We start from the raw sequence: 25492 nt of genomic DNA, 5'->3' as shown, positions 1-25492 counted from the left end.
GGGTTTTTTTTTGTTTTTTTATTCATCTCTTCTTTGCGGTGCGGCGGGCCGGGCCCGCGGGGGGGGGGGGGCGCCCCCACCACCGCACGTTCCAGGAGCATGGTCATCGCAATCGAGCGCACCGACTTCCGCAGCCTGCCCGCCTCGGTCCGCGCGGCAGTCGAAGCACATACCGGCCCCATCCTCTCGGCAACGACCGCAGAGGCCGGGATCAACTCCGGCATCGCGACCACCCTCACGACGCGCACCCGCCGCGTGTTCGTCAAGGGCGCGCCGGTGGACCACCCGCAGATTCGCGCCCAGCGGCGCGAGGCGGCCGTCGCGGCCCACCTGCCCCCGTCCTCGCCCAGCCTGCTGTGGCACGTACAGGCGGAGCGCTGGGACCTCCTGGGCTACGAACACATCGGAGGGCGCCACGCCGACTACAAGCCCGGGTCGCCCGACCTGGAGCTCGTAGCCGATGCCGTTGCCGAGCTCCAAGAGACACCCTGCCCGCAGCTGGATCTCAAGCGCGCCGAGCAGCGGTGGGGCGTATACGCCGGAGTCGAAGGCGCCGGTGCCCTCGCTGGCGACACGCTCCTGCACACCGACCTGGCTCCGCACAACGTCTTGATCGCCCACCGGGCCCACCTGATCGACTGGGCCTGGCCGACCCGCGGCGCGGCCTGGATCGACCCCGCTGTACTGATTCTGCGTCTCATGGAGGCTGGCCACTCCGCGAGGGAAGCGGACGAGTGGGCCTGCCGCTTCCCTTCCTGGTGTGAGGCGCCGTACGAAGCTGTGCACCAGTTCAGCACCGCCAACGCCAACGCGTGGGATGAGATCGCCCGCAACGACCACGGGCAGCACCCGTGGAAGAAGGTCATGGCCGCTCACGCCCACGACTGGCAAACGTACTGGTCAGGAAGCAAATGAAGGGCGCTACCTGCGCTGGCAGATCACTCAGCCCCTGACCGGGCAGAAGATCACCGGAATCCTCAGCTAGTCGGCCCGGCCAGGTTAGGCGCAGCCGTGGAGGTGAAGGGTCGAGTACAGCTCAAGGGGTGGACTGTCAACGGCTTCGCCGCTTGACGTAACGGATTCCATGCCTGGTGCGTCTCTTCGAGTATCAAGGCCTTGGAGCGGGCCCCGGTTCTTCATGTGGGAGAGATCAGCCCGTGACCGTAGAGTCCACGCCCCGTTCCGACAGCGCGCTCAAGCACCCGCACACGTGGGTCGTTGCAGCCGAAATCCCCGTCGACGACGCGGTGGCCCGGGTCGCCGACTTCCGCGGCTCCTTCAGAACGAAGGTGGATCAGCGCATCGACGCCCTGGATACATACTGCAGAGCCTGCCGCCGCCCGTACGCCGATGTGGCCAAGGCGGACTGTGCGGCGTCGGTCGACAACCGGCATCTGATCGGCGGGGACCAGAGCGTCCGTGCCAAGCGCAAGATGCCCGCTCCCCCGCCGGCTGGAGCGAAGCTCGTGCCTGGCGGCAAGTTCACCCGTTACGGTCTCAAGGCGTACGTGTCCGGGGTGTCCCGCCCGCACATGTAGGCGGTTGCCGGATGATCAAGGCATGACACCGGAACCCCTCCCTGAAGAAGCGAGTGGGAAAGGCAAGGGACGAACTTCCTGGTTGGTTCGGGCCGGGATGATCGTCACCATCGGAGCAAGCATCGCCGGTCTCGTGTTCACGGGTGTGGCGACGTGGTACAGCGCCGCTGTGGCGGATGACCAGCTCAAACAGTCGCGAGAAGCTGAAGAGGAGAAGGAGCGGGCCCAGGCTGCCCTGATCTCCTACTGGGTGGACCTACAACATAATGGCAGGTCCCGCCTGCACCTGATGAATAGGTCACCGGATCCCATCTCCGAAGTTCAGATGACGTTCGCCGTCACACTTCCCTCAGATGGTCGTGACAATCCGCGGGTCTTTTTCGCCGTGAAGATGCCAAGCGTGCCGCCGTGCTCCGACATGCTCTTCACGCCGGACGACATGTCATACAGCGAGAATCGACTGGCTGCGGGCGATTTCCTCGTCCCTCAGTGGGTTCAGAGTGCAGGGGATAAGTTCCGCAAGGAATGGCATCCGCTGCCGATTGAAGCGTTCCTGGCCGATTTCAGCGACCGCGATGGTGTGCGCTGGCGCCGCACGGGCGGCCTCCTAACCCGCGAGCCGGGAGACCCCAAGGCGAAACGGGCACGGTTGGTCGGATATGTGCAAGCGAAAGCTACGTCTCCGAAGCCCTTGAAGTCGTGCAAGGCCTAGCGGGCCTGGGTGCCCTGCGAGAACCAGAGATACGACATCGAGAGGTCCTGGAACGGCGAGCACTCGACGCTAACCGGAGAGCGTTTCTAGCTTCCGCTGGGTGAAGACGACTCCCAAGGACAAGCCCGGCCGCCCCAGTGCCGGGGCGCGGCTCGCTCGCGAACTGGCCGGGCTGCTCCTGGTCGCTGCCGGAACGCTCGGCCTCGTCAGAGCCGCGTACGCCATTCACCCGCTCGTCGGCGCCGGCCTCGTCGCCGTGGTGCTCCTGGGCTTCGCCTGCTGGACGCTGCATCAGCGTCCCCGCCCCAGCCGTACAGCGCTCGGCGTCGGCACCTTCTGCGCCGTGGCCGGCCTGACCCTGGCGCTGGCAGCCATATGGACGCTCTCGCCAGTCGGTGGCTTCGCCGCCTTCTCAGTCGCCGCCGTAGGCGCAGGCCTCTGGTTGACCTCGGGTGAGGCGCGCTGATGGCCAGTCGCCGCTTCCTGCCCGCGCTCCGCTCCCTCATCGCAGGGAGCCCACCGCCCGCCGAGACCAAGACCATCTCCTGGTCGAGTGGCGCCTATCCCACCCCTTACTCAGGCACCAGCAACGTCTGGCGCACCGAGGGCCGGGCCGACGGCTGGGACATGGACCGCGTCATCACGGAGGGATACGAGCGTGTCGTCTGGGTCTTCAAGGCAGTCGACACCATCGGCAAGCACGCTTCCCGCCTTCCGCTGGAGCTCGGACGTGGCCTGACCGAAGAGGGCGAGTTCGAGGAGACCTTCCCCGATCACCCGCTCCTGCGGCTCCTCAACGGGCAGGCCAACCCGTTGGAAACGGGCCAGATGTTCCGCAAGCGGCTGTCCGCGCAAATCTTGCTGTCGAAGCGCGGCGCGTTCGTCGAGAAGACCCGCAGCCGGGCCGGAACCCTCACCCGCGTGGACCTGCTTCCGCCTGACCGGGGCCGATCCCTGATCCGAACGGTGACTACCTCTCCCACTTCGAGTTCACGACCCGCCAAGGCGTTGTTCGTGAGCTCTCACCTGATCGCGTGCTGTGGATCCGAGACCCTCACCCGACGGATCCGTTCAGCGGCGTCACACCGCTGGAGGCCGCCGGCATCAGCGTCGACATGGATCACCTGTCGCGCCTCTACAACGTGACGTTCATCAAGAACGACGCACGCCCCGGTGGCGTTCTCGCGGTGGACACCGCCACCCTCTCGCCGACGGAGCTCGACCGGCTCGAGTCCCGCTTCCTCCCAGGCTCCGAGTACGCGGGGCACCTCTCCGTCATCGGGGCCGGGCCGGGCGGCATGAACTACGTCGACACCGCGGCCAAGCCCCGCGACATGAACTACGAGCACGCATCGGCAAACGCCAAGCTGGAGATCCTCGCCGCGTTCGGTGTACCCGAGTCCGTCACTGGCAACGCCTCCGGGCGCACTTTCGACAACGCCGAACAGGAAGAGCTCGGCTTCTGGCTCCACACCGAGCTCGGGCACCTGGAGCTCATCGCCAACGCGTTCGAGAAGGACGCTGGCGACGATGCCCGACTGCGCTACGACACGTCCACCGTCGAAGTCCTGAAACTGCCCCGGCGGAGACGGCGCGCCGAAGCCCGTGAGCAGTGGAACGCGGGCCTCATCAGCATCGACGAGTACCGCAAACTGGCCGGGTTCGAGGCCTACGGCAATCCGCACACCCGGGCCTTGTGGATCTCGCCGCAGAAGGCGCCGGTTCCCCTGGTACCCGACGACGCTGCCGCACTCGGCATCGCCAGCACGGGCCAGGAGCCGGGCGGGGCAGGCATGCCGCCCAGCCCGAACGCCCCGCTGGAACCCAGTCAGGGCGACGCCGAAGGTGCTGCGGCTCTGGCCGTTGCCGAAGCCCGCGGCGAATCCCCCGCCGGCCCAGGCGGCGCCGGCGGGCCCGCCGCGGCCGCCGTCACCGAGGCACGGGCCACCATGCCGGAGGATGCGCCGGGAGCCGCGGCCGCCGCCGTCGCCGAAGCCAGTACCCATGGCAGCGCCGTACCTGAGCAGGTGCCCGCGGCCGCCGCTGTCGACGAGGCCCGCTGGCTGCAGACGAAGGCGCTCAAGACCGCCACCGGCTTCAGCGTGGACGACGGCGACTTCGACCGGGCAAGGGGTGCAGTGAAGAGCGCCCTGAACGCCCTGTTCGCCCGGCAGGAAGGTGTCATCACCGCGCCCGAAGGCCCGTAAGGGGACGAGGGGGTTCTGGATGGATGACGGGCCGACCGACACACGCGGCGGAGACAACCCGCTCGACATGGCCAAAGCTGTGGCCGCCGAGAAATGGCGCGAGGAGATCATCGAGACCCTCACTCCGATTCTCAGCCGGGCAGCGCAGGTGACCGCCAAGGACGCGGCCGACGCGCTCGGCAGCACAGTGGCCGGCGCCTCCGCAGGAATCGGCGCGGCCGTCCTCAGCGCCACCTCTGTGGCAGCGGAGACAATCCACACCTTCCACGACTACCTGATCAGAATGCTCAACGCCGAGCAGAAGGCCGGGGCCGGCCTCGACTACAGGTCGAATGGAACGACCTGATGTGCTGTGTCGAGCCTTGGCAGGGGTTGGCCCTCTTCGACGAGCAACGCTTTCGGACGGTTGAGCATATGAACGAGGCTGGTGCCGCCTTTCGCTCCTACGCCCTGAGTCAGGCCAGGAAATTTGCGGCAAAGTCCGTCACCCCGCCGCCGCCGATCCGGCCGTAGCGGCCCTGACACCCCAGCTCGGACACCAAAGGAGAAGTAGCCGGCGACACGTCCCGCCCGGACGCTCAGGCCGTTGGCCTGCGGTGGCCATGCGGCGGACCCTAAGCGTGTCCTTCGCGTTTCGCCAGCGCGCCTCTGGTACGACGAGCGGAGCTGCCGTGAGGGACAGAACAGAAGGAGCGAACGAATGTCTACCGATCCGCGTTCAGAAGATCTCACCGACGAGCAAGTGGAGACCCTAGAGAAAGCTGCGCTCCTGGTCATCAGCGCGCGGAAGGAGGCCGCAGCCATGCTGCAGCGATCAGGGCTGGATGGCGAGGCCTTCGGAAGCGAGTGCAGGTCATGCGCCTGTGAGGAGTGGGAGGGCGATGGCCAGAGCAGGCGGTGTGCGAGAAGTAGTTGCGGGCACTCGGCATCACAACACGAGACCTGAGACGCCCGCCTGTCGGCGACGGCTCAAAAGTGGACCAGAAGCGGCGCTTGAAAGTTGACCCCCTCCAAGGGTCTGGCTCGTTGAGCCAGGCCGGGAGGAGTGGTGATCAGCGTGGAGGACTGGGCGGAGATCCGTCGGCTTCACCGGGCCGAGCAGATGCCGGTTCGGGCGATCGCGAGGAAGCTGGGAATCGCGAGAAACACTGTCCGCAGGGCGATCGCGGACGACGCGCCGCCGAAGTATCAGCGGGCTCCGAAGGGCTCGATCGTGGACGCGGTCGAGCCGCAGATTCGTGAACTGCTCGAGCAGTGGCCTGAGATGCCGGCGACGGTGATCGCTGAGCGGATCGGCTGGGACCGCGGTCTGACCGTGCTCAAGGACCGGGTCCGCGACCTGCGGCCGGCCTATCGGCCTGCGGATCCGGCCTCGCGGACGGTCTATGAGCCGGGCGAGATCGGCCAGTGCGACCTATGGTTCCCGCCGGCCGACATCCCGCTCGGCTTCGGCCAGGTCGGACGGCCGCCGGTGCTGGTCATGGTCGCGGGCTACTCGCGGTGGATCACCGCACGGATGCTGCCCTCCAGGTCGGCGGCCGACCTGATCGCCGGGCACTGGCGGCTGCTGAACGAGCTCGGTGCCGTCCCCCGGGTGCTGGTCTGGGGCAACGAGGGAGCCGTCGGCTCCTGGCGGAACGGCGGGCCCCAACTGACGGACGACTTTGCCGCGTTCGCCGGGCTGCTGGGTGTCAAGTTCCTGCTCTGCAAGCCACGGGATCCTGAGTCCAAGGGCCTGGTCGAGCGGGCCAACGGCTATCTCGAGACGTCGTTCCTGCCCGGACGGGTGTTCACCTCACCGGCCGACTTCAACGTCCAGCTCGCTGACTGGCTGACCAGGGCGAACCGGCGCATCCACCGCACCTTGCAGGCCCGCCCGGCGGACCGGCTGGAAGCAGACCGCTCCCGGATGCTGGCTTTGCCGCCGATCGCCCCGCCGGGCTGGTGGAAGGCATCCCTGCGGCTGCCCCGGGACCACTACGTCCGCCTGGACACCTGCGACTACTCGGTGCATCCGCTGGCTGTCGGCCGCCGCATCGAGGTCGCCGCCGGCCTGGACCAGGTCCTGGTTACCTGCGACGGCGTCGAGGTCGCCCGCCATGCCCGCAGCTGGGCCCGCCACCAGACGATCACCGATCCGGACCACGCGGCCGCTGCCGCGGCCGCCCGCAAGAAGGCCGCCGGCACGAAACCGGCGCCGGTGGACGTGACGGAGGTCGAGGAGCGGTCGCTGGACACCTACGACCGGATTTTCGGTGTCATCGACGGCGGGCTGAGCACGGGTGAAGGGGCAGCGTGATGAGCACGAAGAACGGCTCGAACCAGGCCGGGACCAGCCGCGACGTCGGCTCCGAACTGATCTATCTGACCAAGGCGTTGAAGGCCCCGGCCTTGCGGGATGCTGCTGCCAGGCTTGCCGAGCGGGCCCGCGACGAGGGCTGGAGCCACGAGGAGTATCTGGCTGCATGCCTGCAGAGGGAGGTCGCCGCTCGTGACTCCCACGGCGCCGAGGGCCGTATCCGGGCGGCCCGTTTTCCCTCTCGCAAGTCGCTGGAGGACTTCGACTTCGACCACCAGCGGTCCGTGAAAAGGGAGGTCGTTGCCCATCTGGGGACGCTGGACTTCGTCGCCGGAAAGGAGAATGTGATCTTCCTGGGGCCACCCGGCACCGGCAAGACCCACCTCGCCACCGGGTTGGGCATCCGGGCCTGCCAGGCCGGCCACCGGGTCGCCTTCGGCACCGCCGCCCAGTGGGTCACCCGCCTCGCCGAAGCCCATCAAGCAGGGCGGCTGAGCGATGAGTTGACCCGGCTGGGACGGATCCCGCTGATCGTGGTCGACGAAGTGGGTTACATCCCCTTCGAGCCCGAGGCCGCGAACCTGTTTTTCCAGTTCATCTCGGGCCGCTACGAACGCGCCTCGGTGATCGTGACCAGCAACAAGCCGTTCGGACGCTGGGGCGAGGTCTTCGGCGACGACACCGTCGCCGCCGCGATGATCGACCGCCTCGTCCATCACGCCGAGGTGGTCTCGCTGAAGGGCGACAGCTATCGCATGCGCGGCCGCGACCTCGGACGGGTTCCCGCCGCCAACACCGGGGAATGACCAACATCAACTGACGCAATGGGGGTCATTTTTCACCCGCCGGAATCGGCTCACATTTCAAGCGTCGCCGACACCGCCCCGGTGGCCCTGCGCCACCTGGTCCGAGGAGCTCGGCTCGGCCCCCGCGTTGCCGCAACTCGCCGTATCCCCGCAAATGGGCAGTTGGTGATTACTCTCCTGAACGTTCAATTGGAGAGAACTGAAACTAATCGGCCTTGTTCTCATAGAGCTACCGCCAGGTGGCGTGTAGCGCAGTGTTACCCCGTGGTCCTCGCTCAACGAGCGGTCGGAGCATCGGCTTCGGCCTGCCGGGCGCGTCGCTGCGCGCGTGCGCCAGTGCCAGACCTGTCCGGGGCCGACCAGTCCGGTTCGTCCCCGGGGTCCTTCGTCGTTACTTTGGTCACCTTCAGCCCGGCGGCCCGGCCCCGGGTGTGCTGACTCGTATCGCACGTCAGCAACCGAACGTCGCGGCCGGCCAGGCCCTGGATGGCGACCGTCCGGTCGATGATCTCGACATCGGGGCGGTCCAGGCGCACGTGGCCGGGGGGATCGAGGAATCTCCACGTTGACCCTGCCGCGGGTCTCGCCGTCCCGAGCGGTGTCATCCCCCTCGCGCAAGACCCCGTGGACGTAGCCGTTGAGAACCCCGTCGAGGAGACCGAGCGTGTGGGCGGCACGCCAGCGGGCCCGCTGCTTGCTGGCGTCCTTGAGGTCGTCCAGCTCGTCGACCACCACGATCGGGAACAGCAGTCACACGAACTGCCAGCGCGGCACGTCGAGCACCTCGTGCAGGTCGACATCGGCCAGCTTCACCGCGTTTCGGATGTAGAAGCTGGAGTCGGCGACGACGAAGACCTCCCGCTGGCTCCACCGGCCGATCTGCGCGCCCAGCGCAGCCACAGCCGGCCTCGACGCGTTCGGCTACCTCCAGTTGCACCAGACCATTCACGAGGCGCTGCTGGGCGGTGCCGCCGAGCGTGCCGCAGCTGCCCAGCAGGGCGCCGTAGCGGTCAGTGAAAACGAGCTGGGCGAGGTCCCGGTCGCTGATCTGGGAGCGCAGCTTCCGCGCGGACTCCGTGGCCCATTCCAGATACGCCAGCAGCCCCTCAAAGGCGCTGTCGTAGGGCCGTTGCAGTTCAACGCCGAGGTGTGGAGGCCGCTGAGAACCTGGCGAATGTTGTTCCGGTCGGCGCCCCGGCGGGGTGTTATGAGCATGCGCCGAGCATGTCAGTGCGGACCGCAGGTGTGCCTCGGGATTCCGACGTTGCCGTCCTCCCGTATTACGACCCCAGTCCCAAGTAGGCCGCCAGAGTAGCGGTCATGCAGCCTCCCGTCAGGGCCTGCACGAGTAAGGGCCTCCGCGCGCTTGACTGCGGCTTGTCGTGCTGGCCGTGTTACTCGCGCTATACCACCCACCGAGGCGCCAGGCGCCGACCACGGTCATCACAGTCAGCGGTGTCAGAGCGTCCCTCGTCCCGGAAACCCCTGACCCGGCTTGATCGCGCGGACGGTCTCGGGGTAGTTACGGCGGAAGATCGTGTAGCTCATGCCGAGCTGTCACCACAGAGTCAGTTGGAGGCTCCGGCGTCGGCCCGTTGCCGTCGCTTGGGCCTGGCAGGCTTGTCCCACCTGCTCCCTGGTTGCCTTCCGCTCGTGGACGCGTCTGCTGACGCGGCAAAGATCTAGTAGGGGAAGATCGGCATGTACTGGCACTACCCGACACGAGGGAGAACCGGATGAGCCAGAGCAACAGCGAAGCGGCAGACGTCACGTCCGCGTGGGTCCGTGTCGAATCCTGGCTACGCGAGTACGCCCCTACTTCGCACGCTTTTCTTCCGCCGGCCACTGAGGCCGAGATAGAGGAAGCAGAAAGCCAGCTGAGGCATCACTGCGGGTACGGCTTCCCGCCGGAGCTGGTCGCCCTGTGGAGGGTGGCCGGCGGGGTGCGGCAGCTGGACATCGACGAGTACGACGAAGAGGGTGAGGTGGGCGCCGGGCAGTTCCTGCCTCACGGGCTGCTGCTGACTCCTGCTCAGTCGATCCGGCCGCGACTGGCCGGCTTCGATTACCAGGGCAAGGACTACTGGGAGGGCGCGCAGTGGGCTGCCCCCTTCGGCAACTACTCCGAAGCGACCGACACCGGCTTGTACCTGGCGCCCAACGGGCTCGGTAAGTGGAGCAGCTACGAGGGCATGTTCATGGGGGAGCCGCTGTATCCGTCGATCGCCGCGTACTTGGATACTGTCGCCCGGACTCTCGTCGATGGCCCGGCCGAGCGGATGGGTTCCGATGTTCCTGGGATTGTGTACGGCTGCCTGATCTGGCAGGACCCGCAGTCTCCGCGACTGGACGAGACGGCCGCCGACTGGCGGCCCGTGCACTAGAAGAGGGGCAGCCCCCACCCGGTCTCGGATGGGGGCTGCCTGGTGCACCGCAGTCGGTTACGGTGCGGGCTTGCTCATGGTGCAGATCAGATCGGCCTTCGAGGGGTCGCATCCCTTGAACCAGTCATTGCCGGGGTCCAGGAAATAGCCCTGTTCGTCGAGTAGCCGCATCTCTCTCGCGAACGTGCCGAATGGTTGCATCGATCCCTGGTTGACGTCACCTGACATGGAGGAGCGTCCGCAGTTCTCATTGAACGTCGGGGCGTCGTACCGGGTGTCGTCGAGGAAATGCACGCTTCCGTCGTCGGAGGCGGCGGACACGGTTTGCATACAGTCCGCGCCGCCGTTCAGCGCCTCGTTCTTACCGCCGACGGTCTGCTTCATACCGGCGGACTGGTACGTCGAGGCGAACGGGAACTCGTCACAGTTGACTTCGTCGAAGTGCGGCCCGCTGTGGTGCAGGGCCGTCTTCGGGTGGGGCAGGAACGTCTTGCGCGGAACCCATCCGGTGCCCGCCGACTTCGGCCCCCTGTACCTGGTGCACATCGCATCGCGGTTCTTCTGAGGGTCATACGCCTGCTTGTTCCTGGTCTCCGGCGGCAGGTACTGGAGCGGAGACTTCCAGCTCTGCCCTATGCCCTTGACCTTCGACTTGTTCTGGATCAGCCAGGCGTGCGCGGCTGCCTCCGGCTAGGCGGCGGTGTTGAATTGGTACGTCGGCGGGTACTGAGGCAGCACACAGCCTGGGGTGCCGTAGGAAGCGACCTTGTCGCAGGTCACGACCAGCGCCGGGGACTGCCAGGACGCGTAGTCGTCCTTCCATTCACCCTTCCTGCCGTTCAGGCCGGGGGGTGCTTCCACCTCAGTGACGGGACGGCCGGAGAAGAAGACGGGCATACTCTTCGACTGGTCGTTGTCTGTGGGGCCGGAGGCGTTGTCTACGTTGCCGTTCCACTTGTGGTCGGCCGTACCGGTGGCCATGTGAGTGTCGACCGGGGTGGAGCCGTTCATGCCTCCCTTCCAGGTGAGATCGCCGAAGAAGTCGAAGTTCCGCCGGGCACTGTCGCCGCCTGTGTTGCATCCGTCGCTCACGCACATCGAGTCGAACCAGGCACCCGGGTTACCGGCACCCATCACGACCGCGCGCTCATCGCCCGGGAAATTGTTGAACACCGGATTGATCTGCACCCACGTCTTGATGGCGTCGCCGTGGGCGTCGGTCTTGACCTGGAAGTGAACTTCGAAGTTCGCCCGGTACTTCACCGGGACGACGCCGTCTTCGAACTTGCTCTCCGCGGTGAACTGGAGGTCGAAGAACACGCACGCTTCGGTGCGGGTCATCAGAGATCTTTGCGCGGTGCCGTACAGGCTCGGCTGGCACCAGGCATCAGTGACGATCGGGTCCGGGTACGAAGGGGCGAAGGCGGTGAGGCGCTTCGCGGCCTTCCTGGTGAACGCCAGGGATGCCTGGTCCTTCGGAGTGATCGTGACCTGGGTGCCCTTGCCGGTCTTGAAGGTGCTGGCCTGAGCGCCCTGCTTCCATGGGTCCCATGCGGGCTTCGGCGGGTCGGAGGGATCGGGCTGCTGAGAGGTTCTGTCGTTGGCCGGAAGCTTGATGTTGATCTTCTGCGCCCGGTTGTAGTCCCGGTTTCCGGCGGTGAACCCGTAGTCGCGGATCGGCGAGACGTTCATGGCCCGGTCCACGGAGACGGTCTGCACCACGTGGTTGCCGTCCGCGGCCGGAGTGAGCGTGTAGGCGGCATCAGCAGCCACGGCGGCCCTGCTCGACGCCAGCGGGGCACTCGTGCGCACCGTGGTCCATCCGACGTTGGCCGGATCATCGGAGTACGGGTCGAGGCGGTAGCGAACCTCGTACGCATCCGGCGCACCCGTGGTGACGTCGAAGGAACCGGCGACACCAGCGCCTCCACCGCCCCAGTTCTCCGGGTACGTGGACGAGGCGACCGACGCCGGGCGAACCGGCGCGGTGGTGTCGACGACGAACTGCACCCACGGCGACCACTCCGTGTTGTAGTGGGTGCCGTCGTACGGAGAGCTGCGGAACTTGTACGTCTTGCCGTCCTTGAGCTGTCCGGCCGGCACCGTCGCAGGGGCCCATGCTCCGGGCTCGACAAACGGGGAGACAATCACTCCGTCACCAGCTGGGGTGACAATCGGCGTGTTCGTCGCAGCGTCATAGATCTGATAAGTCCCGTCGACCTTGTCGCCGCTGAGTCGAGCCTGTTACCGCCCGGCAGCGGTCTGGCTGGCCCTCCATTCAGGAGCCTCGGGCGTGTCCTGGAACTCCAGGAGGTGCTGTCCGGCGAGCCGCTGCAGGGCGGCGCGTACGTCTGCCGGTGTGACGTAGAAGAACTCCCGGCGTAGGTTTACCCGGTTGACGCGGCGGGACTCGAACTCCTGGTGCAGGCGGCGTTCCAGGCCAACCGCGTCCTCACTGAAGATCAGGGCGTGTACGTCGAAGCGGAAGGGGACGGACGCGTCCCCGAGTTCGATGACGCGGTCCATGGGATCGAGGCGCCGGGTCATACCGATCTTGACCATGCGTTCGCCGAACGCTCCGACGTTGGAGATGACGTAGACGTATCCGGCACGGATGTTGGCCTCGCGGGCCTCGACCGTCTCCAGTTCGGCAACCACCTCGGCGAGCTTTCCTTCAAGTTCGGCGATGGCGGCCTCATCGCCAGTGCCGGAGCGCAGGCGGCGCAGGGCGCCCTCGTAGTGGCTGCGTTCCTTCTCCAGCCGCTGCCGCTCGCGCTCGATCTCGCGCTGCAGGCGCTCCTCCTCTCGCTGCTGGGCTCGTAGCTCTCGCTGCTCCTCCCGCTCGGTCTCCTTCCTCACCAGGTAGTCCGCAGTCAGCTCCAACTCCTGGACCCGCAGCTGGTGGTAGTCATCGCCGATGCGGATCTGCATGGTGGCGCCGAGCCGGGCGATCGACTCCCGCGTCTTGCCGAGCCGGTCGATCAGCGAGTCGAGCCGGTGCGGCTTCATGCCGCGCACTGCGTTGTCCGCCTCGGCGTTGTACGCGCGCAGCATCAGCTTGGAGAAGTCACGGACCATCTTGCGGCCCTTGGCAGCTGAGCCGTCCACCATCCAGTACTGGTTCCCGAGCACTGCCCGATCGTCCCTCGCCAACTGCTTGTAGCGGGCCTTGAGACTGTCGAGCCGGTCCTTGTAGGCGAGCGCGTCGGCGAGCGGATGGCGGTACTCGTAAATGCCGGCCTCTTGCAGCATCCGCGTCTCATCGGTGAGCACCAGATCCCGGCGCACGGCCGTGAGGCGCTGTTCGGCCTCCGCCGTCTGGCGAGCTATGTCGTCGGCTTGTCGGCGCACGTCAACCAAGGACTGCGCGGCGCTCTCAGCGGCGTGCTCTATCTTCTCGTCGAGGAGAGCGTCGATCCGTCCGATCTCCTGGAGCTTCTCCTCATGCACGCGGCGCAGTCGCTGCTGCTCGGCGGCTATCTGAGCGCTGTCGGCTCCGATGAGACGACTCAATTGCTCCGTCAGGTGACGGTTGTCTTCCTGTAGTGCGCGTACCCGTGTTTCCATCAGCGCCAGCTCGCCCGCAAGACGCGCCGCCTCGGACTCCGCTTGCTTACGGCGCCGGCCGAACAGACCCCCACCCGTGGCCGGGACCGTCGCCTGGGGACCGTAGGGGGACTGCTGAGGAACGGGTGCGCTCGCCTGCGGCACGGCCCCTTCCGGGATCCAGATCTGCCAGCCTGGGGGTGTGGGCCATGCGGGATCCGGTTCCCAGCCCGGTGGCGGGCTCCACCCCTCCGGCGGGGCGGGCCAGGTGGGCGGCGGGTTGAACCGGTAGGTCATGGGGCAACGACTCCTGTCGCGAGGGCGAGAGACGGCCGGCGTAACCCCGATGCCGTCCGGCAGCCAGCGGGCCGAGTCGAACGTACTCGGCCTTGTGGACCTTCGTCCTGCCATCTCCTGTTTTTTGGCCCTCCTGGCAGCAGATCCGACGAGGTGGGTGAACCGCAGGGAGCCGTCAGACTCCGGCCGCTGTCAGGACGGCCCTCCGCCGACAGCGAAGTGCGGGCTCATACAGCTGCTCGCCCTCGGCAACCGCACCTCCTTCGCTCGGTCGATGAGCTGACCGCGCTCGGCTTCGGCCGCGTCTCGCGCACCACGATGCAGCGCATGCGCCTGGCCTACCGCAAGCAGGGCCTGCGGGGCTTCCCCACTGCTCCGGCGCCCGCCCGCCACGCATTTTGATCACCGGCCAGAAGCACGCCGCTCACTCGTTCGACCGTCGCTGCGGCGCATGGGTCTGTGTAGGGGGGCGCCGTCCGGCTGGGGGTCAACTTTCGTCTGCCAGACTCCGGTCGAGGACACCGAGGAGCCGGGCTCCGGCGCGGTCGGTCCCGCGGCTCCCCCGCTTCCCGCCCGCCGCCTTTTCCAGCCGTAGCCGCGCGGTACGTCCGCGCAGTGTCAGTGTCATCAACTGGTTGCCGAACCAGGGTCCGCCGGTGCGTTCCCAGCGGACCGCCGGTCTTGCGACCCGTCCGTGGCGGGCGAGGAGATGCCCGATCGCTTTCGCGAACCGGCTCCAGCCGAAACGGAATCCGACCCGTATGGCTGCGGGCACCGAGTTGTGCAGCGGTGAACATGTGAGCTGGAAGACGTGGGAGCGCGGCTGCTGTCCGGTGGCCCAGACGGGCTCCGCCACATACGCGTGGTGTACGTCTCCGGAGAGCACGCACACCGTCGCCGGAGCGGCGTCGGCTCTGCCCACCTCGGCGACCGTCTGAGTGAGATCGTCGAACGACGAGGTGAACGCCGCCCAGTGCTCCAGATCCGCGCGTCGGCGCAGCCATTCACCCAAGCGTGCCCAGCGAGGTCCCCGTTCGCCCCGGCAGAGCGCCGCGTGCCAGCCCTCCGCGAAGTGAACCATCGGGGGCAGCAGCCACGGGAGTGAGGTCCCGATCAGCAGGTGGTCAACGCCGCCGGGGTCGTCGCAGGCCTGCGTCCGCAGCCAGGCCGCTTCCCCGGCGTCCAGCATCGCCCGCTGCTGCTCCTCGAGAACCCGCGCGGCCCGGGTGTCGACCATCACCAGCCGGGTGCGGCCGAAGTCCCTGCGGTAGCTCCAGCGCACCGTCGCAGGGTCGGCAACGGCGCGCTCGGCGAACGCGCGCAGCACCTCCGTACCGTCGTCGGCCGCCAGTACCGCCGCGTACAACGTGTCCTCGGCGAGCTCGGCGGGCGAGAGGTTCCCGAGGTGCTGGTAGACCCAGTACGACATCAGGGCGCTGGTGATCCGCTCGTGCCACCAGGGCGTTGCCCGCATGTCGGCTACCCAGGCGGCGCTGGTGTTCCAGTCGTCGATGACGTCGTGGTCGTCGAAGATCATGCAGCTGGGTACGGTCGAGAGCAGCCAGCGCAGTTCGGGGTCGCCCCAGGACTCGTCGTAGAGATGCGTGTACTCCTCGTAGTCGGCGACCTGGTCGGGTGGGGCGGCGGAGCCGGTGCCAGCGGCCCGCCGATGCCGGGCGATCCAGGCGCGGGTTTCGGCGGAGGTCTCGTCCGCGTACACCTGGTCGCCCAGTAGGAGGAGAACGTCCGGACGCTCGGCCTCTGGGTCGGCGGCGAGCCGGGCGGAGAGGGTGTCGAGGACATCGGGTCCCACCGGATCGGCCTCGCCCACGGCAGGCGCCGCCCACCGGCACGAGCCGAAGGCGACCACCGCGCCCGTCGCCGGGACCGGCGGTGTGTGAATGGTGCTGGGCGGCTGGGGCGAGTCCTGGAAGGGCCATACCCGCTCGCCGTCGAGCAGCACTTCGTACCTCGTGGCGGACCCGGGGGTGAGTCCTGTCACGACTACCAGTGCGTAGTGGTGGCCGAGGATGCGGAACGTGGGGGTCGAACCGCCAGCGCCGCCAGGGCACCGGACCTCCGCCGTGCACGCCCGGTCGGTCTCGACCCACACCGTCGCGCTCGTGCCCGTCTCCCAGTCCACATGACGCAGGAGCGGGCCCAGCCTCAGACCGGCCATCGGGAGTTCCCTTCTGGTGCTCCGCACGGTAGCGAAGTGGTCACCGGACGGCTCGGGGCCCGACCGGCACCGCGATCGGGCCCCCAGGGGGCCATGCCCAGTTCCACTCACTCATCACACCCATGCCCTCAGGACACGGCCGTAACCAGGCTCTCTGATACTGCCCAGTACAGCGTGGTGCGGGAACGGAGGTGGGATGGCGGCCGCACCACGCCGGCCTGTCGGTGCCGCCGCAGGCACCTACTCGTCGATCCACCGTCGACGAGCTGGTGAGCGGCCTGCTCGGGCAGTTGGCCGACTGGCAGCAGTCGATCGGCGAGCTGGGCCGCGCGCTCACCACGGCAACTGAACGCCGACCGCTACCCGGCTGGTCCACCGACGCCGACAGCACCGAGGACATCGGGCGGCGCCAGGCCCGCACCACGCTGCTCGAGGCCGTCGCACGCCACCACCACGCTCACCTGCTCGCCGCCATCGTCGCGCTCGGCGGTGAGCTGAAGCTCCCAGCCACCCGTAACGGGCGCTTCAGGGGCGCGGTCATCCCAGAAGGCCGCGCGGTCAGCGACGCCGGCCGCCGCCCATGCGGCGGTCGTCGGCCAGTGCGGTCAGCGGGCCGAACTCGCAGGCAAGCTCGTTCCACGTCAGAACCTCGCCACAGCGGGCCGGGAACTCCTTCGGGTTGAACTCGGGCATGGTCCAGGTGCCAGTGCCCCGGTCCCGCAGCCACAGGTCCCCGTCACCGTCGACCACAGTCGGCGGGACCGGAACGGGCTCGGCCTGATCGGTGGGCTCCCAGGTGACCCGGCCCGGGTGGGAAACGCGGCGCAGCTCGGTGGTGGCCAGCCGCGCGGCCAAGTCACGGGTGGACTCTTCGGCGTCCTTGACCGACGCGAGTCGAAATGCGTCGTCAAGTACGGGCAGGGCTGGATTCTTGCTGCGCTTTGAACTCATACGCTGACGACCTCCGGTGGCGGGCGCCACATCCGTTATGGCACCCCGTAGACGAACACGGTATCCGAGGCGGGAGCCGGGCCGGCTACGACCACTGTCCAGGTGGAGGCGCCGGCACACCGGGCGGTGGGGCTAGGTGGTGAGCTGGTCCTGGACGTGACGCAACCCGTGGTGGTAGCGCTCAGATAGGGCGGTCCGGGTCTGAGAAGGTGAGGCCGCCGGGGGCGAGCGGACGTCGGGCCGGGGCGGGTGCGGGCTCGGGCTCGGTCTCGCCGGGCGGCTGGCGGAAGTCGACGCCCTGCTCGACCGGCATCAGCCGGCGCCCACCCGCCTGGGCGGGTACGGGAGCGTCGGAAGCGGGCTCGGAGAAGGCGGGCAGCGAGAGCGGTCGACGGTCGGTCATGATCCCTAGTCTCCCAGGTCCGGCCTGCGGGTAGGGCCAGGCCGCTATCAGCGGTGATAGTGCTCTGACCCTGGCCAGCAGGGCCAGGCTGGTTGTTTCAGCTCACCAGAACAGAGCGGTTAAGCCACTGCTACCGCCGGTGAACCGGCCCGGACCGCCGAGGCCGGGCGGCACACTGCGCGGGTGACCACGACCCCCGCTGAACCGGGTTCAGAAACCTCCACGCTCAGACCCCGACGCCAGCGCGTGCGCCCAAACCCTCCCGACCTGGCCCCGGCCGCCCACTCGGTTCAAGAAACAGCCGTTCGGCAACCCGTCACGACGTGGGACGGGTCCTCGCAACCGGCGAGGCGTACACCAGACCCGCCCATCACAAGAAGAGCTCCAAGCCCCGCCGACTGGACAAATGACAAGCTCAGACGGCCGGCAGCCCGTACAGCCGCTTGGCGTGCATCGCGGCCAGCCGCTTGCCCGCCGGGACCACGTACCACTTCTGGTTCTCACCGGTGTTGTCGTTGTACGTCCAGCGCAGCTTTCCGGTCGCCGCGTCGAAGGCATGCACGCCGCCGTTTTTGTCGTGCTCGGTCGCGCCGTACAGCGTGCCGCCCACCTTGGCGAACTGCCACGCCTCCGCAGCCTTGCCCACCAGGTCCTTGTTGTGCCAGATCTGCTTGCCCGTTCCGGGGTCCACCGCCCACATGCCGTACGCGCTGTCGGAGGCGTAGAGCACCCCGTCCAGGACCTGCGGATCGTTGAACCAGGTGAACCTCTCATTCGCCAGCGACCAGCGTTCCGTGCCCGCGTCCAACTCGAACGCCCGCAGCCGCTGCCCGTCCGGCACGATCAACAGGTCCTCGTGCACGGCAAAGCGGTAGTAGTTGGACCTGCCGATCTTCTTCGTCCAGAGCTGCCGACCCGTCGTCGTGTCGCGGACGGTCACGTTCTTCCGGAAATCGGTGTACGCGAGGCGCCCGCCGACGACCGTGGCGGTGATGCCAAACTCCTCGGTCCCCTTGTCCCGCTTCTCACGCCAGGCGATCTTGCCGGAGGTGGTGTCGATCCCGGCGATCACATTGGTCGGCGTCGAGGAGTCCTCCTCCAGGATCCCGGCGAGGACGTAGACGTGTCGGTCGTCGGCCGCGATGGGGCGCGGCTGCTCGTACTCCTTGCCCAGGCGGCTGCGCCAGGTCTCCTTGCCCGTGGCCGGATCGAGGCCCACCACGTCGCCGTCGTACTCGGCGCTGGCGAGATAGAGCGTCCCGCCGCCGGTGATCAGCTTGGCGCCTGGAATGGTGACGCCCGGCCGTGACCACTTCTCCTTGCCGCTGACGGCGTCACGCCCCACCAGCGGGTCACCCGACACTACGACCGTGTCCCCGATGACCGCGAGCGCGTGGATCCCGGCCAGGTCGTCGTTGGCTGTCTTCTGCTGCCACAGCGGCTTGGGCTCGGTGCCCGGGGACGGGGTGGTGAAGGTGTCACCGCCCTTGTTGGTGTCACCGCCCTTGCCCCCACCGGGAGTTGTGCCGCCGCCCGACGCGCCCGTTGCCTCCTCGGGTGTGCACCCCCATGCGCCTGCCCCCAGCACGGCCAAGCCGAGCCCCGTCCCGGCCAGCCTGAACGCCTGCCTGCGTGACACCGCGTGCCCGTCACGTCTGCCCATGTCGGTTCCCCGTCCCCGTTTCGCCCGGATGTTGCTGACGCCCCCTCGGACGTCTAGAGCCCGGTCAGGCTAGCCGTCAGATCTCGGCCAGTCGTCGGACGGTACGCAACCGGGACGCGTCCGTGAAACTCCTGTCACACAAGATCAGCAACTCCTAGCACTCGCGTAAGCGCTAATCACCTGCTGCGATGGTTCGCAAGATGTACGGCATCCGCGCCGCCCGCGCAGACGGCATCACTCTCACCGCCGGGGGAACCGAGGATCACAACGGACTGCGGGAGGCGCCACGGCGCCCAGATGCCCCCACCTTCGTCCGGAGGCGGGCCAGCCCACCGGCAGAGCTGCCGACGGCCGGCTGCCGTCGCTGCCGGTGCCGTGACCAAACGACGCCGACGCCGTTGAGTCTGCGACGCGTGCGTGAATCCGTCCCCACGGTGCGCGCTCCAGGGGCCCTGAGACCGTGCCCGGCTCAGGGCCCCACCCCAATCGAACCGATGACCGTGGTCGCGATCCCGGCGCGGAAGCCCGCTGAGAGACGGGCGTAGGTGTCGCCGCAGCGCAGGTGTGCCGAACGGGTAGACAAGCACGCGAGCTCCTGGCGAGCTGGTGATCTTGGTCGTGAACCCGCCTACCAGGGGCTTTCTTCATGTCCACTGACGGGTCACCCGCCCAACCTCCCGTCAGGTCGGAAGAAAGCTCACTGCCGGGGCCCGCGCCAGCCGGCTACGCGAGGTAAGTCACCGTTGGCTGGAAGGCTGCCCCGACGCCGGGTAGGCGGCTCGTCGGCGCCGCTGTGATGGGCGTCCGGTGAGCCGCACCCGAAGTGAGCAAAGCGGGGCGTGCGGCGGTCGGTGGGATGCCGGTATCACTAACGGCTGCTCAGTGCGTGGCGTGACCCGATTGTTCCCTCCGATCAGCACGATGAGGCCGACGGCCCTGACCGGCTCGGCCGTCGTCGACTTCGACGGACCCGCCCTGGACCGGTGCGTTCGTGGTAATGATTTCGGAGGGCGCAATGGTGGTCAGTCGTCGAAGGGTGCTGCGGGGCGGAGCGCAGGCGTTGGCCCTGGCCAGTGCCGGCCGGATGACTGGGCGTGCCGCGCAGGCCGCGCCCGTGCGGCACACGCCAACCTGGGAAGGCAGCCTGCCGGCCTCCGCGTGGCGCAGCCTCGAACGGGCGCTGAGCCTCGGAGCCGGGCTCTACCGGCCCGGGGAGCTCCCACTACCGGAAGCTGGTGTTGCCGGACAACCGGCGCTATGCAGCGGTGCGGCCGGCGGGCATCGCCGCGTGCGCCACGGAGAAGGACGTGCGGGCGGCTCTGCGTTGGGCCGCCGACCACGGGATGCCGTTCGCCGTCCGCTCGGGCGGTCACAATTACGCCGGTTACTCCACCACCACGGGACTGCTGATCAGCCTGCGTCGCATGCGTGGTGTGGTCCCCAGCGGTCACCGGCTCGTGCTGGGCGGAGGCGCCACCAACTCCGACGTCTACGAGGCGAAAGCGGCGAACCTGTACTTACCCGGTGGCCGTTGCCCCGGTGTGGGCGTCGCCGGGCTCACCCTGGGCGGGGGCTTGGGCTTCAACGACCGCAAGTGGGGCCTAACGTGTGACCGGCTGGTGGAAACACGCCTGGTACTGGCCGACGGCTCCCTGGTACGGGCCAGCGCGCGGGAGAACGCGGATCTGTTCTGGGCGTGCCGGGGCGGAGCCGGCGGAAACTTCGGCATCAACACCGGTTTCACCTTCGAGGCCGTCGACGTCTCCGCCCAGCGCGCCACCGTCTTCGACCTGACCTTTCCCGTCCGACGGGGCGTCGAGGTCATGGCCGCCGTCCAAGAAACCCTGGCCGCTGACGAGCACCACGCCCTCGACGTGCGCATCGGCTTCAAGAACGAGGGTCAAGGCAACGGCGGGAAGCTGTGGCTCCTGGGCCAGCGCCTGGGCGGCCAGGACAGCCTCCAGCGGGCCCTCGCACCCGTACTGTCCCTGCGCCCGAAGAAAACTTTCGTGCAGGAGCGGCACTTCTGGGACGCCCAGGACTACCTCATGGAACGCCCCGGCACGCCGGCGGCCAGTGCCTCCAAGTCGCTCGTACCGGACAGCCACATTGGCCGGCCCGCTGTCGAGGACATCATCGGCTGGATCGAGGACTGGCAACCCGGCCAGAGGGGCAACGCCGGCTACGTGACGCTGTTCGCCATGGGCGGCTCCAGCTCCGAACCTGCGGGCGGCGACACCGCATACCCGCACCGCCGGGGAACGTTCGTCATCGACATCGGCAGCCACTGGCACACCGGCACTCCCCGGCAGACCGTCGACGGCCTGCTCGCTCAGCTGCGGACGATGCACCGCACCCTGCGACGCGGCCTCGAGACCTCCGCCGCGTACGTCAACTTCCCCGACCCGGACCTGCACGACTGGCAGCAGGGTCTGTCAATCGAGCGGTGTAACTGGGGCGGTGGGGTTACTGGCGGGCTGCGGAGAGTCGGCCGTCGAAGGTGATGTCGAAGGCGTTCAGGGCGGTCTTCCAGCGCATGGTCCAGCGGGCCTGGCCCTTCCCGGTGGGGTCGAGCGACATGATCGCCATGTAGACGCACTTCAACGCTGCGGTCTCGTTCGGGAAGTGCCCGCGGGCCTTGACCGCCCGCCGGATCCTGGCGTTCACGGACTCGATCGCGTTGGTGGTGCAGACGATGCGGCGGATCTCGGTGTCGAACCGGAGGAACGGCGTGAACTCCTCCCAGGCGTTCTCCCACAGGCGCACGATCGCCGGATACTTCCGGCCCCAGGCGTCGGCGAACTCGGCGAACCGCTCCAGAGCCGCGTCCTCGGTCGCCGCGGTGTAGACGGGCTTGAGGAGCTTGGCGATCTTGTCCCAGTCCTGGCGGGCGGCATAGCGGAAGGAGTTCCGCAGCAGGTGGACCACGCAGGTCTGGACGGTGGTGCGGGGCCAGACCGTCTCGACGGCGTCCGGCAGGCCCTTCAGGCCGTCGCAGACGAGCATGAGGACGTCGTTCACGCCGCGGTTCTTGATCTCGGTGAGGATGTGCATCCAGTGCTTGGCACCCTCACCGCCGTCGCCCGCCCACAGCCCCAGGATGTCCCGCCGGCCCTCGACAGTGACGGCCAGGGCGACGTAGATCGGCCGGTTCGCGACGGCGCCATCGCGGATCTTCACGTGGATCGCGTCGATGAAGACCACCGGATAAACAGGGTCCAGGGGCCGGTTCTGCCACTCGGCCATGCCGTCCATGACCTTGTCGGTGATCGTGGAGATCGTCTGCCGGGAGACCTCGGCGCCATAGACCTCGGCCAGGTGGGCCTGGACCTCGCCGGTCGTCAGGCCCTTCGCGGACAACGAGATGACCATCTCGTCCACGCCGGACAGGCGCTTCTGCCGCTTGCGGACGATCTTCGGCTCGAAGGATCCGTCCCGGTCCCGGGGCACGGATATCTCGACCGGGCCGACATCGGTCAGGACGGTCTTCGCACGGGTGCCGTTGCGGCTGTTGCCGCCGTTCTTCCCTGCGGGATCGTGCCTGTCATAGCCCAGGTGGTCGGTGATCTCGCCCTCCAGGGCGGACTCCAGCAGCCGCTTCGTCAGCTGCTGCAGCAGCCCGCCCTCACCGGTCAGCTGCAGGCCCTCCGCCTGAGCCCGGGAGACCAACTCGTCGATCAGCCGGTCATCCACCGCCTTCGACGGCTTCGGCTCCGCCGGCTCGACGGTCTCGGCCTCGGTCACGTTCTCACTGGTCATCGATGCATCTTCCTTGATCGGGAGTTACACCGAACGATTTACAAACCCCCCGCCACCTCACCCGCGCCAGCGAACGGGTCTCCTTCATCTACCTGGTTGAGCTGGGCGGAGGTCATGTGCGTGAATTCCTTGGACGGTGCGTGTGTGGCTCATCGCCCGGCGCGCCACGGTAGGGCGAAGCGGGGGTGGGGATGAGAAGCAGGAAAGATCGGGGTGACAAACCCGGATCTATACCTGCTGCACCACTGAACCGAGGGAACTGCGCAAGGGAGAAAGCCGCAGGGCAGGGTCTGGGTCCAGGGCTGACGTGTCAGCGCGGGGAAGGCGGGCGTCCGCTCGCCGAAGGGGACCGGGATCGGACCGATGCGGGCTGGGCCCAGCTCGCGGGTCCGCCGCAGTTCACACACCCGGGCCTCGATCGTGTCCGGCGTGCGGTGCGGTGTCCTGTGGGGCTGGCTGGAGCGGTCGTGCAGTCCCGCGTCGCCCTCGCTCCGCCACCGCCGCATCCACTTGTGGCCCGTGGCCCTGGAAAACGCCGCGCCGAGTTGATCGACGAGCTGGAGCCGCTGCGCATGGACCCGCCCGCCGGGCACCCGTGGGCCGCCTGGGCGGACGAGGCCGCACACGAGACCGCCCGGCTGCCCGGGGCGCCGAGCCGCTGGTCCGGCAAGAAAGACCTGTCCTCGGTGGCGCTGCGGCCCGAGCGGGTGTGCGAGGTCGGGTACGACCACATGGAGGGCAACCGGTTCCGGCACACGGCCCAGTTCCGCCGGTGGCGGCCGGACCGCGAGCCGGAGAGCTGCGGGTACAGGCAGTTGGAGGAGCCGGTCTCGTACAACCTCGGCGAGGTGCTGTCAGGAGGCGGAGCCGGGGGCGGGGGTTGAGCAGGGCGCGCCGGCGGGGGTGGCGGTGGGGCCGGGAGACGGGGGCGGGGAGGGCGTGCCGGTCGGGGTGGGGGGCGGGGACGGGCAGGTGGGGTCCGGGGACGGTTCCGTCGGTGCGGGAGTGGTGGACGGCGAGGGCGACGGGGTGGGTGACGGGGGCGTGGACGGCGAGGGCCACGGGGCCGGGGTGACGGGGGGCCGGGTCGGGCGCGTGGGTGGGCCGGGGACGGCCGGCGGCCGGGTCGAGGGCTGGGGGCCCACCACGATGCCCCCGCTCGGACTCGGGCTCGGCTTCGTACCCTTGCTCCTGCCGGTGTGGGCGCCGTGGCCCGCGCCGGGGCTCACCGGGAGCACGCCCGTGGTGTCGGGCACGGGATGCGCACCGCGCTGGTAGAAGGCCAGCCAGGCCAGGACGGTCCGCAGGTAGGCGCCCGAGTGGTTGTAGCCGAGGACCGCCCGGTCCAGATCGGCCTTGACCGTGAGGGTCCGCTCCCCCTCACACAGGTAGTGCCCGGCGGCCAGGGCGGCGTCGTACACGTTGCCTGGGTCCCGGCGGCCGTCGCCGTTGCCGTCCGCGCCCCACAGGGCCCACGTCGAGGGGATGAACTGCATGGGCCCGACGGCCCGGTCGTACACCCGGTTCCCGTCGTACGCCCCGCCGTCGGTGTCGGTGATCCGGGCGAACCCGTCCCCGTTGAGCACCGGCCCGAGGATCGGCTCCAGCGTGGTGCCGCGGGCGTCGACGCGCCCGCCGCGCGCCTGGCCCGACTCGACCCGGCCAATCGCGGCGAGCAGCTGCCACGGGAGCCGGCAGTCCGGGTCGGTCCGGCCGACGGCGGCCTCGGCGCGCCGGTAGGCGGCGAGGACGGTGGCGGGTATCCCGGCGTGGAGGGTGACGGGGGCCGCCGCGGGGGCGCCGCCACCGGGCCGGGGCGGCCGGACGGGTTCCGGCGGGAGGAGCGGGGGCAGCTCCGTGTGGTACGCCCCGTCGTCCGGCGGCTGCGGCGCTATGGCCCACGGGCGGCTGTCGGCCACCGGCTCCTTCGCGTCCCGCGCGGGCGGGCCCGCGAACCCCGATGCCTGCGAGGTGGTCAGCGCGGCCATCGCGGCGACGGCCGCCGCCATCCCGGTGGCTCCCCGGCGCATCCTCCGCGCCCATACCCGCATCGGCCTCATCGGCCCGCTCCCAGGGTGTCGATGACGGCGATGCGCCAGGTGGTGTCCTTCCGTACCGCCTCCACCGCGAACATGGCGGCGCCGTACGTCGTCTCGGCCTTCTTCGCGGCGGTACGGGTGTTGCTCTGGTCGGCGTAGATCAGCACCCGGGCCCGGTCGCCGTCGATCAGCTCCACACCGCTCTGAGTGACGGTGGTGGTCAGGACGAGCTTCTGCTTGGGCGCCCCGCTCCGCACCGGGGCGAGCATGGCGCGGTGCTGCTCGACCGCCCTGCCGGTGAGGTGCGCCCGCACGGCCTTGTCGGCCGCGGCCGGGGCGGCGTAGTCGTAGGAGAAGAGCTCGTTCACCGCCTTGGTGACCTGGCCCTTGAGCTCGCTGGTCCGGGCAGTGTCGGTGAGCGCGGCATTGCGGGCGGCGGGCGTGTCGCGCAGAGCGGCGGCCTCCCCGGCGGCCCAGGCGGCGAAACCGCCCAGGAGGACGATGAGGACGCCCAACGCGGCGGGCAGCCGGCGGCCGCGCGGGCGGGCTCGGGGCGCGGGGTCCGTCTCGGAGCGCGGGGCACGCCGGGCGCGCTCGGTGCGCGGCGGTGGTGCAGCGGCGGGGCGGGGTGCCTGCGCGATCGCCAGGCGGCGTTGCCGGTTGATGAGGTGACGGGTCGTCGACATGGGGGCCGGGTCCTCTCCGGGTC

Annotated in this window: 23 protein-coding genes and 3 pseudogenes; 14 read left to right on the top strand and 12 right to left on the bottom strand. The window is 68.8% G+C overall.

The features are described 5' to 3' along the window. The first annotated feature begins 99 nt into the window (after positions 1-99). The 10 genes from ACWGH0_RS08160 to istB all read left to right on the top strand — a co-directional run bounded on the left by ACWGH0_RS08160 (position 100) and on the right by istB (position 7562). On the top strand, positions 100-915 hold the full coding sequence (locus ACWGH0_RS08160; RefSeq protein WP_453403331.1) for an aminoglycoside phosphotransferase: 816 nt from the start codon (positions 100-102) through the stop codon (positions 913-915). A 242-nt stretch (positions 916-1157) separates the two neighbouring features. Further along, the gene (locus ACWGH0_RS08155; RefSeq protein WP_453403330.1) at positions 1158-1538 is read left to right on the top strand and encodes a hypothetical protein; all 381 of its coding nucleotides are present in this window, start codon (positions 1158-1160) and stop codon (positions 1536-1538) included. A gap of 22 nt (positions 1539-1560) precedes the next feature. Next, the gene (locus tag ACWGH0_RS08150; protein WP_453403329.1) at positions 1561-2250 is read left to right on the top strand and encodes a hypothetical protein; all 690 of its coding nucleotides are present in this window, start codon (positions 1561-1563) and stop codon (positions 2248-2250) included. Positions 2251-2350: 100 nt separating this feature from the next. Continuing rightward, a complete protein-coding gene (locus tag ACWGH0_RS08145) occupies positions 2351-2716 on the top strand; it encodes a hypothetical protein (protein ID WP_453403328.1) in 366 nt (121 codons plus the stop codon). Continuing rightward, complete coding sequence (locus ACWGH0_RS08140) at positions 2716-3396, top strand: phage portal protein (protein ID WP_453403327.1); 681 nt, start codon at positions 2716-2718, stop codon at positions 3394-3396. Before ACWGH0_RS08145 ends, ACWGH0_RS08140 begins: the two co-directional genes overlap by 1 nt. After that, entirely contained in the window at positions 3285-4457 is a 1173-nt protein-coding gene (locus tag ACWGH0_RS08135) for a phage portal protein (RefSeq protein ID WP_453403326.1), read from the top strand. Before ACWGH0_RS08140 ends, ACWGH0_RS08135 begins: the two co-directional genes overlap by 112 nt. 19 nt (positions 4458-4476) lie before the next feature. Further along, positions 4477-4803 (top strand): hypothetical protein, encoded by a 327-nt coding sequence (locus ACWGH0_RS08130; protein WP_453403325.1) that lies wholly within the window; start codon positions 4477-4479, stop codon positions 4801-4803. Positions 4804-5157: 354 nt separating this feature from the next. After that, the gene (locus ACWGH0_RS08125; RefSeq protein WP_453403324.1) at positions 5158-5403 is read left to right on the top strand and encodes a DUF6422 family protein; all 246 of its coding nucleotides are present in this window, start codon (positions 5158-5160) and stop codon (positions 5401-5403) included. A gap of 102 nt (positions 5404-5505) precedes the next feature. Beyond that, a complete protein-coding gene (gene istA / locus ACWGH0_RS08120; protein WP_453403323.1) occupies positions 5506-6756 on the top strand; it encodes an IS21 family transposase in 1251 nt (416 codons plus the stop codon). Further along, positions 6756-7562, top strand: a complete 807-nt coding sequence (istB, locus tag ACWGH0_RS08115) for an IS21-like element helper ATPase IstB (protein ID WP_452813930.1) — start codon at positions 6756-6758, stop codon at positions 7560-7562. Before istA ends, istB begins: the two co-directional genes overlap by 1 nt. A 750-nt stretch (positions 7563-8312) precedes the next feature. Here istB and ACWGH0_RS08110 read toward each other — a convergent pair. Beyond that, entirely contained in the window at positions 8313-8462 is a 150-nt protein-coding gene (locus ACWGH0_RS08110) for a hypothetical protein (RefSeq protein WP_453403322.1), read from the bottom strand. 836 nt (positions 8463-9298) lie between these two features. On the opposite strand from ACWGH0_RS08110, the gene ACWGH0_RS08105 reads away from it, so the two are divergent. Next, positions 9299-9946, top strand: coding sequence for a hypothetical protein (locus tag ACWGH0_RS08105; protein WP_453403321.1), 648 nt, complete (start codon positions 9299-9301; stop codon positions 9944-9946). Positions 9947-10003: 57 nt separating this feature from the next. On the opposite strand, the gene ACWGH0_RS08100 is transcribed toward ACWGH0_RS08105, so the two are convergent. The 6 genes from ACWGH0_RS08100 to ACWGH0_RS08075 all read right to left on the bottom strand — a co-directional run bounded on the left by ACWGH0_RS08100 (position 10004) and on the right by ACWGH0_RS08075 (position 17322). After that, positions 10004-10492, bottom strand: a complete 489-nt coding sequence (locus ACWGH0_RS08100) for a hypothetical protein (RefSeq protein WP_453403320.1) — start codon at positions 10490-10492, stop codon at positions 10004-10006. A gap of 144 nt (positions 10493-10636) precedes the next feature. Next, the gene (locus ACWGH0_RS08095; protein WP_453403319.1) at positions 10637-12049 is read right to left on the bottom strand and encodes a hypothetical protein; all 1413 of its coding nucleotides are present in this window, start codon (positions 12047-12049) and stop codon (positions 10637-10639) included. A gap of 141 nt (positions 12050-12190) precedes the next feature. After that, complete coding sequence (locus tag ACWGH0_RS08090; protein WP_453403318.1) at positions 12191-13789, bottom strand: DUF4041 domain-containing protein; 1599 nt, start codon at positions 13787-13789, stop codon at positions 12191-12193. A 487-nt stretch (positions 13790-14276) separates the two neighbouring features. Beyond that, a complete protein-coding gene (locus tag ACWGH0_RS08085; RefSeq protein WP_453403317.1) occupies positions 14277-15968 on the bottom strand; it encodes an alkaline phosphatase D family protein in 1692 nt (563 codons plus the stop codon). Between the two features lie 558 nt (positions 15969-16526). Next, entirely contained in the window at positions 16527-16919 is a 393-nt protein-coding gene (locus ACWGH0_RS08080) for a hypothetical protein (RefSeq protein ID WP_453403316.1), read from the bottom strand. Positions 16920-17100: 181 nt separating this feature from the next. Further along, entirely contained in the window at positions 17101-17322 is a 222-nt protein-coding gene (locus tag ACWGH0_RS08075) for a hypothetical protein (RefSeq protein WP_453403315.1), read from the bottom strand. Between the two features lie 206 nt (positions 17323-17528). Here ACWGH0_RS08075 and ACWGH0_RS08070 point away from each other — a divergent pair. Continuing rightward, positions 17529-17732, top strand: a pseudogene (locus tag ACWGH0_RS08070) (NF041680 family putative transposase); the annotation flags it as partial. Between the two features lie 5 nt (positions 17733-17737). Here ACWGH0_RS08070 and ACWGH0_RS08065 read toward each other — a convergent pair. Then, positions 17738-18985, bottom strand: coding sequence for an outer membrane protein assembly factor BamB family protein (locus ACWGH0_RS08065; RefSeq protein WP_453403314.1), 1248 nt, complete (start codon positions 18983-18985; stop codon positions 17738-17740). A gap of 1235 nt (positions 18986-20220) precedes the next feature. Here ACWGH0_RS08065 and ACWGH0_RS08060 point away from each other — a divergent pair. Next, positions 20221-21489 carry an FAD-binding oxidoreductase gene (locus ACWGH0_RS08060; RefSeq protein WP_453403313.1) on the top strand — a complete coding sequence of 423 codons (1269 nt, stop codon included), beginning with the start codon at positions 20221-20223 and terminating at the stop codon, positions 21487-21489. On the opposite strand, the gene ACWGH0_RS08055 is transcribed toward ACWGH0_RS08060, so the two are convergent. Both ACWGH0_RS08055 and ACWGH0_RS08050 read right to left on the bottom strand, forming a co-directional pair. Continuing rightward, complete coding sequence (locus tag ACWGH0_RS08055) at positions 21452-22744, bottom strand: IS256 family transposase (protein WP_453403312.1); 1293 nt, start codon at positions 22742-22744, stop codon at positions 21452-21454. The two genes, ACWGH0_RS08060 and ACWGH0_RS08055, sit on opposite strands and share 38 nt — an antisense overlap. Before the next feature lie 353 nt (positions 22745-23097). After that, positions 23098-23337: pseudogene (locus ACWGH0_RS08050) on the bottom strand (helix-turn-helix domain-containing protein); the annotation flags it as partial. Here ACWGH0_RS08050 and ACWGH0_RS08045 point away from each other — a divergent pair. Continuing rightward, positions 23275-23628, top strand: a pseudogene (locus ACWGH0_RS08045) (ATP-dependent DNA ligase); the annotation flags it as partial. The pseudogenes ACWGH0_RS08050 and ACWGH0_RS08045 sit on opposite strands and share 63 nt — an antisense overlap. Here ACWGH0_RS08045 and ACWGH0_RS08040 read toward each other — a convergent pair. Both ACWGH0_RS08040 and ACWGH0_RS08035 read right to left on the bottom strand, forming a co-directional pair. Then, complete coding sequence (locus tag ACWGH0_RS08040; protein ID WP_453403311.1) at positions 23599-24804, bottom strand: lytic transglycosylase domain-containing protein; 1206 nt, start codon at positions 24802-24804, stop codon at positions 23599-23601. The pseudogene ACWGH0_RS08045 and the gene ACWGH0_RS08040 overlap by 30 nt on opposite strands. After that, positions 24801-25469 (bottom strand): hypothetical protein, encoded by a 669-nt coding sequence (locus tag ACWGH0_RS08035; protein WP_453403310.1) that lies wholly within the window; start codon positions 25467-25469, stop codon positions 24801-24803. The genes ACWGH0_RS08040 and ACWGH0_RS08035 overlap by 4 nt, the downstream gene beginning before the upstream one ends. Positions 25470-25492: the final 23 nt, after the last annotated feature.

Source organism: Streptomyces sp. NPDC054887 (genome assembly GCF_053610585.1).
The sequence above is the reverse complement of the archived record's forward strand: the minus strand, read 5'-3'. Positions and strand labels throughout refer to the sequence as shown.